An 8,678-nucleotide genomic window follows, 5' to 3' on the forward strand; every position below is an offset into this window, starting at 1 on the left:
ATCCGATTTTAAATTCTATTATTTGATAACTATTTTTTCGCTAAAGGAATTGCCATCATTGGTTTTTATTTTAGCAATATAAATTCCGGTGGCAACATTTTTAACTGGTAATTTGATAGTGTTTTCAGAACTATTTACTTTCCAAAGATTAATTTTTTGCCCTAAAATTGAAAATAAAGTAACTTCCTCAATTTCAGTATTTTTTGAATTTATAATTTCTAATTGATGGCTTTCAGAATTAAAGAACACTAAATTTTGATTGTTTTCAAAATCATTGTTTGAAAGTGTTTGATTTGAAAATCGCAACGAAAATCTGCCATTAATTTCACCTGATGAAAGTACCACACTAAAATTTGATGTTCTAATGTCATTATAACTATCATTTGTGTTATCATGAATGTAAATAGGTTGATTTAAATCGAAATTTTCTGTTCCATCAAGCATGAAATTTACGGTTCCAGTTTGACTTGATTTTATTGTTATTGGATAAATAGCATTTGTATTAAAGTAGCCAACACCTTGAATAACCAATTTATAATTATCTAATTGAAAATAAGCATCATCTGGTTGAATATCAATTATTTCTCCATCATAGCCTAAGTTGTAATCATCATTAGCGTTTTCATTCATAAAACCAATCAAAAGCTGACGATGAAAATTTGTTGCACCAGTATATCCTATTCGCATTCTTGTAAAATTATCAGGAATTTCTTCATCATCACCATTTTGTGCGCTTGTAGTAACATTATTTTGTCTAAACATTTCGTTAGAGTTTGCATTGGTTTCTTTTACAAATCTCCTTTGGCTGTTTTGAAATATTATTTGTCCGCCATTAGAATTTCCAACAACAAAGTAACCTTGTGCAACTGGAATATATCTTCCAGGGATTCTTGTGCTTGAGCCTAAACCACTGATTAAAGCAGGGGAAACAGGTGGAGTTCCTCCAACTAAATTTCTAGTTGCGTAGCCTCCTTGATAACCTGCCAATACATGCGTACTATTGGAAGGATAATGTTCCCAAAAATGAATTGTACCCGTTGTAGCTACTAAATTATCATTGATAAATTCATTAGCATCAAGTGCAGATGGATAAGGATTTCCAACTAAGTTAATGTTATTAATTCCAACTAGAATTCCGCTATTATTGATTAATCCATTATTTGGTTTTCCTGTAAAAACATAATTTTGAAGTTGAATATTTGGAGGAGTTACAATTCCGCTTCCTTTCATGGTGTAAGCTTGTCCAGATTGAAGTATTGTGTTTTCATTGAATTGTTGCCAATTAGCATATTCTGATGTTAAATTGGTAAACTTGTACAACCAATATCTTGCCAATCTTAGAGGATTTGCAGCACCGTTTAATCCAGATATCCATGTTATTGGTTGTGGTGATAATGGATTTGTTCCATCTCTCATAACATTTTTAACTGTAAATCCGGTGTTATTATTTGTGGTACTTGCAATTGTACTTACTGGAGATGACCAATAATTGTAATTGTATAAATTTCCAGTTCCTTTTTGATCTTTTTCAACAGTACCAATACTTGTAGGATCTAAATCACTATCAGTAGTTTGAAGCAACTGTGAATAATCATGCAAGTCGATTTTTCCATCCAATTTTAAATACCAATCGTTTTGTAGTTTGGTATCATTTACAACATCAATTAATACATTTGAATCGACAATCATTCCTAAATCGATATGATTTGTGTTTGAATTAATGTTGTGTTTCACATGAACAATTGACCAATCATAATCGGCAATATCTAATCCGCGAATTTCTTTTTGAATTGAGTTTACGGCTGTAGGGAAATCACCTGTTTGTTCTGTTACAAATGGCATTGGCGCTTCTTGAACGGCAATGGTTTTTACATTATAGATTCTAGCTCCTGGAGTTGTATCTATTGTTGAGGTAGTATGATTATCAATTACATCATCTTTATAATTGTCCATTCTGTAGTAGCGTACAAGATTAGCCCATGGTAAACTTGGAATGTCTTTTGGAATAATGGCACCGCGTGTTTGGCTACTATTATCTTGAATTTCCTGATACACCATTTTTTGGAATTGCGAATCCGTTAACGCAACATTAAACAAGCGAACTTCATCGATTTTTCCTTTAAAAAACTGGGTATTTGTAATTGAATTTTTTCCAATGGTAAAAAGTGAAGTATCTGAAATAGTTCCAGAAACAGAAGTGCTTGCAACCATTTCACCATTTACAAATAATTTTAATAGTTCGTTTGAACCATCATAAACTGCTCCAACATGAATCCATTGTGCCGAATTTAATGCCAAATTGTTACTTAAAGTTGTTCCATTTGCAACGACTTCTACTTCTTTTGAATTAGTGATTTTTATGTGAAATTTGTCTTGACCTACCGCAATTCCTTCAGAGGAAAATGCGGGGTTAATATTAATCCAAGCCATCAATGAAGCGTTTGACCAATTGGTTATTACATTATTGTCAGTTGCATAATCGTTTCTACCATCAAAAGCGATGTGTAGTTTTCTTTCTAAATCTCTTGGCGAACCAAAAACAGCGTTATTTGTATCAAAAGCATCTATAATTCCATCGCCATCTGTATCGGTATTTCCGTCGATAATTCCGTCGTTATTGGTGTCTAAACTAGCGTAAAGGGTGTGTGAAATATCAAAAGTTACTCCGTTTGACATTACATCTAAATAGTCTGGAATTCCATCGCCATCGGTATCTTTAACATAATAAGTAAAAGGAGCAACATTCGTACCTTGATTATCATTTCCATAAACATTAAAAGCATAATCATAAATATCTAAGATTCCGTCGCCAAAGCCTTCTAAATTGCCATCTCCATTTGTGTCTTTATTTCTAAAATCCTCTGATTCTGGACCATCTCCCGCGCCATCACCATTAATGTCGCCATCACCATTTTCAAAACCTGCATAAGCATTTATATTTCCTGCCCAAGATTCATCTACGTCAAAAACACTATCGTTATCGCTGTCTAAGTCTAAGTAATTAGGAGCGCCATCACCATCATTATCAGGAACAATGTGAGATTCCGCTACATCATGCATTCCGTTTTGGTTTACGTCTAACCATTGGTACAAATAGGCTTTTCCATCTGATAAATTGCCTAAACCTACTTCAACTACATCTGGAATTCCGTCGTTATCTGAATCTAAATCGAATACATCGGCAATATTATCTCCATCTAAATCACATAAAGTTTGGGTAATTAAGATGTCATCTAAAGCCAAATCATTTCCCATTCCTCCTGTTTCATTATTAATAAAAATTACTTGGAATGCACTTACATTTAAGTTAATATCTGCAGTAAAATGTTGCCAATCGCCCGCTGGTGAAGTAGGAGGAATGTCTCCAGTTTCAATAAAAGTAATTAGGTTGTTACTCATATCACGAAATTCTACTCGTACATCTGGACGTAATCGAGTTGCAATTCCAGGAGCATCAGTTCTATCAATATTTAAAACCCAAAAACTGTAGGTAATTGGAATGTTTGGAAGTGCTCCTGTAATAGTTGCTGTATAGAAAATCCCTGGAGTATAAGAAGCATTAAAAATAGCCATTCTTCCATTTGGATTTCCAGTATGATCGCCACCCTTGTACCAATACGTATTAACCCAAGAAGCAGTGCCATCAGGTGTTGGTCCAACGGTATATTTCCCGTCATTTAAGTCGGTTGTACTTAAGTCGGGACATTCTGGTGTGTTTACACCTGCAGATCCGTCTTCATAACAATACGAGGTATACGCATCATAAGTAGTGTTGATGGTTGTTCGTCCTCCAGCACCAAAAGTTTCGTTAAGGAATTTATAATTTACTTTATTTCCATTTAAAGAATTGCAATTTGATTCTTCAATATCATCTCTAATTCCGTCATTGTCATCGTCTATATCAACATTGTCAAAAATTCCGTCGTTGTCACTATCATAAAAGGTTTGATTTCCTTTTCCAGTTATGTCAAATAAAAATGGACTTACATCATCACTATTACTTGCAATGGAAACTTTTGCCGTTTTTGTTCCAATAGAACTGGGATTAAATCGTATCTGAAAAGTACTTGAGTTATTTGTATTGATAGAACTACTCGGATTTTGAATAACTGTAAAATCAGAACTTCCAATGATTTGTACTAAAGGAGTTCCTGTTAAGTTGATGGTATTAGTTCCAATATTTTTTACGGTGAAAGTTCTAATTACAGGGTCTGAAACAATTTGAGTTTCTCCGAAATCAGTTCCATTAATCGAGGAAGCAGATGAATTATGAGCAATGGTTGTATTGTTTAATCCAAGAATTTCTAAATGATTTCCAGTTAGACTTCCATACAAACTAACATTGTCTATGAAATAATAATCAGAAGTATTACTTCCTCCATTTAATTCATCAAATCGAATTCTGATTTTTACTTGTGTATTTCCATTTGGGATAGCATAAGTGTAAGGAGAACCAGCAGTGTTGCCAGCACTTGCGGCATGATTAAACGCATAAACATCTGAAGTTGTACTGTTTTTTCCATCAATTAACTTAATTGATGTTGTATATGAAGTTCCGTTATTGTAGGAAATATCTAAATATAAATCATCGTTATCATCAGGAGATCCGTTAGATGAAAAATAAATATTCACATAAACATTAGTGAAACTACTAATATCAATATTATTGAAACCAATATTAGGATCATCAGGCGAAGAACTGTTTGAACCGCCAAATCGTAATGAATTTGGAGAAGAAACAAAAGTACTTGTATTGGTTTGGACGGTTCCAGAATTTAAAGTTGAAGTGTAACTCCAAGAATCTTCTGGTTTGTTGTCAAATCCTTGATACGAAATTCGGGTTTGAGCCTTTGCGATGCTAAAAAAGAATAGACAAAATAGTACTATCAATTCTTTATGGAACTTTTGGGTAATTTTTCTTTCCATAACACATTTGTTTTTAAATAAAACAATCAATAAATATAAAATACTGTAAACAAGGTGTTTGGCTTTTATTTATCGAGCAAATGTTAGGAAAATCTATTTATGAAATAGGAGTGAAGTAATAAGTGGGGGTAATTTTTTAATAACTGGTAATGAATTGATTGTAATCGTCTTATGGGTTTTATTTACCCATTTTTAAAAATCTCTTTCACAGCAGCTTCGTAGTTTTTACTATTACCTGCTTTTTTAATCTTTTTAAAAGTCTTTTGTGGATTAGAAAATGATTCCGAAAAGTATTCCCAAAAACCTAACATTTTCATTCGAATAGGAGTTGGGCCTTGCAAATACGCATCGTATTCTCTGTAAATTTCATCGTGAAAAGCTTCAAAAATTTCCAATCTATTTTTTGGATATTCTGTCGTATTGTTTTTTATCATCGAAGGTAAAAATGGATCGGCAATTAAGCCTCGTCCTATCATCCAATGATCAATAGATGGAAAACGTTCTTGTAATTCTTTGAATTTTGCTACCGAAGTAATATCTCCATTATAGTAAATCTTCTGTTTGGAAGTATCTAAACATTTCTGAAACGAATCTAAATCGACACCACCTTTGTATAATTGTTTACCAATTCGGGCATGAATCGCGATATTTTTAATTGGATATTGTTCTAAAATTGGGAAAACATCTAAAATTTCGGTTGGATTTTCGTAACCCATTCGCATTTTCATTGAAACAATAATATCGGTTTCGTTATGAACTCGTTTTAAAATATGTTCAATTTGCGAAGTGTTACTAATTAATCCAGAACCCATACCACATTTTGCCACCATTGGATACGGACAACCTAAATTCCAATTTAATTCTTTATATCCAAATTGTTGTACATATTTTGCAACGAACAAAAATTCTTCGGCATCATTGGTAATTATCTGTGGAATAACTTCTAAAGTGTTGTTGTTTTCAGGTAGAATATCACGCTCGTATGAACCTTTTACCACCAATTTTCCATTCAGTTTGATGTAAGGCGAATAGAAAGTGTCGATACCGCCAAAGTGTTTGTGAAAAGCGTTTCTAAATCTAAAATCGGTAAAACCTTGTAAAGGGGAAGATAATAATGTAATACTCATGCAGCAAAGATAAGTGAAAGTAACGGATTACTCTCTTTTCTGTTTAAATAACCAATCATACATAGCGTCTTCATGAAAAAGACGTTCCACATTGCCGTGATTACCACCTTTGATAATGGTTAAGGTAACATCGGCATTTTCATCACATTTTTTTATTGCCTCTACTACTTTTTTTGATTCGGACATCGGAACAATATAATCCACATCTCCATGTTGAATCCATAGTGGAATAGTAGCTAATTTGCAACCATCTTTAACATTTCCGCCACCGCAAATAGCTACGGCTGCGGTGATTTTATCAGCGTGTTTTCCTGCAAAATGTAAAGTTCCGTAGCCCCCTAAGCTCATGCCGCAAACGTAAATTCGGGATTCATCTACGTTGTAGTTTTTCTTTACATATTCTAAAACTTCTAAAACTTTATCAGGATTCCAACTTCCTTTTGCTAATTGTGGTGCTACAACTATAGCAGGAATTTTTCTTCCTTTATCCATTGCATGTAAAACGCCATAGCGTCTTACACGATTCAAATCAGTTCCAGAGAGACTTTTTCCGTGTAGGAAAATTAAAATAGGTTGTTTTTCAGTGTTTTCTTTTTCGGGGACATTAATCCAAAATGGGTAAGTGGTTTTGTTTGTAATGGTTTTTAATTGAGAAAAACCTATCAAACATGTAAATGAACATAGGATAAGAAAATAATATTTTGAATTCATGTTGAAAAGCTATTACAAAAGTGAAATTTATAGTTTATAAAAATCTCAAGTGATTTAATTAAAATTAAAGTTGAAAAATATCAATTTAATATTCAAAAGTAGAATAAATCAATAGTTGAAATGCAAAAGTATTAATTTAAAAAATCATTCAGGATTAAATTCTATTTATTGCTTATTAAAAAAATGAGCTAGAAAGAACTCTAGCTCATTAAAACTACAAAAGTTTTGCCCCAAATCAAAATTATAGTAAACTATAATTTTATTAAAAAGAGAGGAATCGATTAAAAACTACCCCCTAATTAGTTTTATCATCTATGTGACACAAATCTATCCTCTCTTGTTTTTTAAATTATATTTTTAATGTTATCATTGATAATTAAAGAGAGGAATCGATTAAAAACTACCCCCTAGTTAGTTTTATCATCTTGTGATACAAATCTATCCTCTCTTATTTTTTTTATATATTTGTAATGTAATTAAGGAAAGAAAGAGAGGAATCGATTAAAAAACTACCCCCTAAATAAGTTTTATCATTACTGGAAAACAAATGATACGAATCTATCCTCTCTTAATCTTAAATAACAATTACAGTTTAACAATTATGAATTCACTTCTTCTATTTTTTTGATGTTGCTCTTCGGTACAGTTAGATTGATTTGTAGGTTCGCAACCACAATCGTTTACTAATTTTGATTCTCCGTAACCTTTACCTGTTAATCTGTCTTTCGCTATACCATTTTTAACTAGCCATGCAATGGTTGATTTAGCTCTTCTGTCAGATAAAGCTTCGTTGTATTTAGCAGTTTGACGACAATCGGTATGAGAACGAACATCGATGTGCATGTTTGGATATTGTTTCATTACTTCCACAATTTTTGCTAATTCCACCGCTGCATCAGGACGAATATTTGATTTGTCTAAATCGAAATAAATAATATCAATTCCTAAAGCATTTCTTAAATCGTCACCTGGTTTCATTGGTTTTTCAGTAAGTTCTAAAGTGATTTTAGAATCTGTAATTCCTGATTCTTTTGGAATAGTAACTGTAATTTCATTGGTGTTAAAGTCTGGTTTTTCAACTCTAATTTTTAGTTTGGTATCACATTCTACAGTTCCAAAATCGTACTTTCCATTGGCGTCAGAAGTAACGGTTTTAATTTTATTTCCACTATTGTCAAATAAAGTTACGTTAGCTGATGCAATAGGTTCTTGAGAATCAAAATCTACAACAATTCCTTTTAACTGTTGTTCACAATCTTTTGGAATTGAAGCCGTTTCTAAAAATTTATAAATATCATCGTATCCTAAATTGTCTTCTTTTCTGTTTGATGACACAAAGCCTCTTTTAGATTGGGCATCAATAATAAGAGCAAAATCATCCATTGAACTGTTTACGGGTTCCCCCACGTTTTTGATGCTTCCAACAGTTCCATCTTCTTTCAATTCGGTTACAAAAACATCTAATCCACCCAGTCCTGGATGTCCGTCCGAGGCAAAGTATAATTCGTTATCCTTTGAGATAAAAGGGAAGGTTTCTCTAGCTTCGGTATTGATTTTGTTTCCTAAATTCATAGGAGTTCCAAAGCTTCCATCAGCATTTATACTTACTTTAAATATGTCCGAAGCACCAAGAGTCCCTGGCATATCAGAGGCAAAGTACAACGTTTTTTCATCAGCACTTAAAGCAGGATGTGCCACACTGTAATTGTCATTATTGAATGGGAGTTCTTCAATGTTTGTCCATTTATCACCTTCTTTTTTAGCCCTGTAAATTTTTAAAAGAATGGTTTGTTCTGAATTTTTACCCTTTTTTCCATTGAGATAATTGTTTCGGGTAAAATACATGGTGTTTCCATCTTTTGTAAAAGCAGGGGTAGACTCATGATATTTTGAAGCTACACTTTTAGAGAATTT

4 protein-coding genes are annotated in these 8,678 nt (G+C 32.7%); all 4 read right to left on the minus strand.

Annotated elements, in window-relative coordinates; genetic code table 11:
• Positions 1-18: 18 nt before the first annotated feature.
• Entirely contained in the window at positions 19-4,926 is a 4,908-nt protein-coding gene (locus B0I03_RS12220) for a LamG-like jellyroll fold domain-containing protein (RefSeq protein WP_111567720.1), read from the minus strand.
• Between the two features lie 182 nt (positions 4,927-5,108).
• On the minus strand, positions 5,109-6,053 hold the full coding sequence (locus tag B0I03_RS12225) for a tRNA dihydrouridine synthase (protein ID WP_111567721.1): 945 nt from the start codon (positions 6,051-6,053) through the stop codon (positions 5,109-5,111).
• Between the two features lie 27 nt (positions 6,054-6,080).
• Entirely contained in the window at positions 6,081-6,764 is a 684-nt protein-coding gene (locus B0I03_RS12230; RefSeq protein ID WP_111567722.1) for a carboxylesterase family protein, read from the minus strand.
• 585 nt (positions 6,765-7,349) lie between these two features.
• The coding region (locus tag B0I03_RS12235; RefSeq protein ID WP_111567723.1) for an OmpA family protein at positions 7,350-8,678 on the minus strand (1,329 nt) is incomplete at its 5' end.

This window comes from Flavobacterium aquaticum (genome assembly GCF_003259835.1).
In the GTDB taxonomy this organism is placed as follows: Bacteria; Bacteroidota; Bacteroidia; order Flavobacteriales; family Flavobacteriaceae; genus Flavobacterium; species Flavobacterium aquaticum.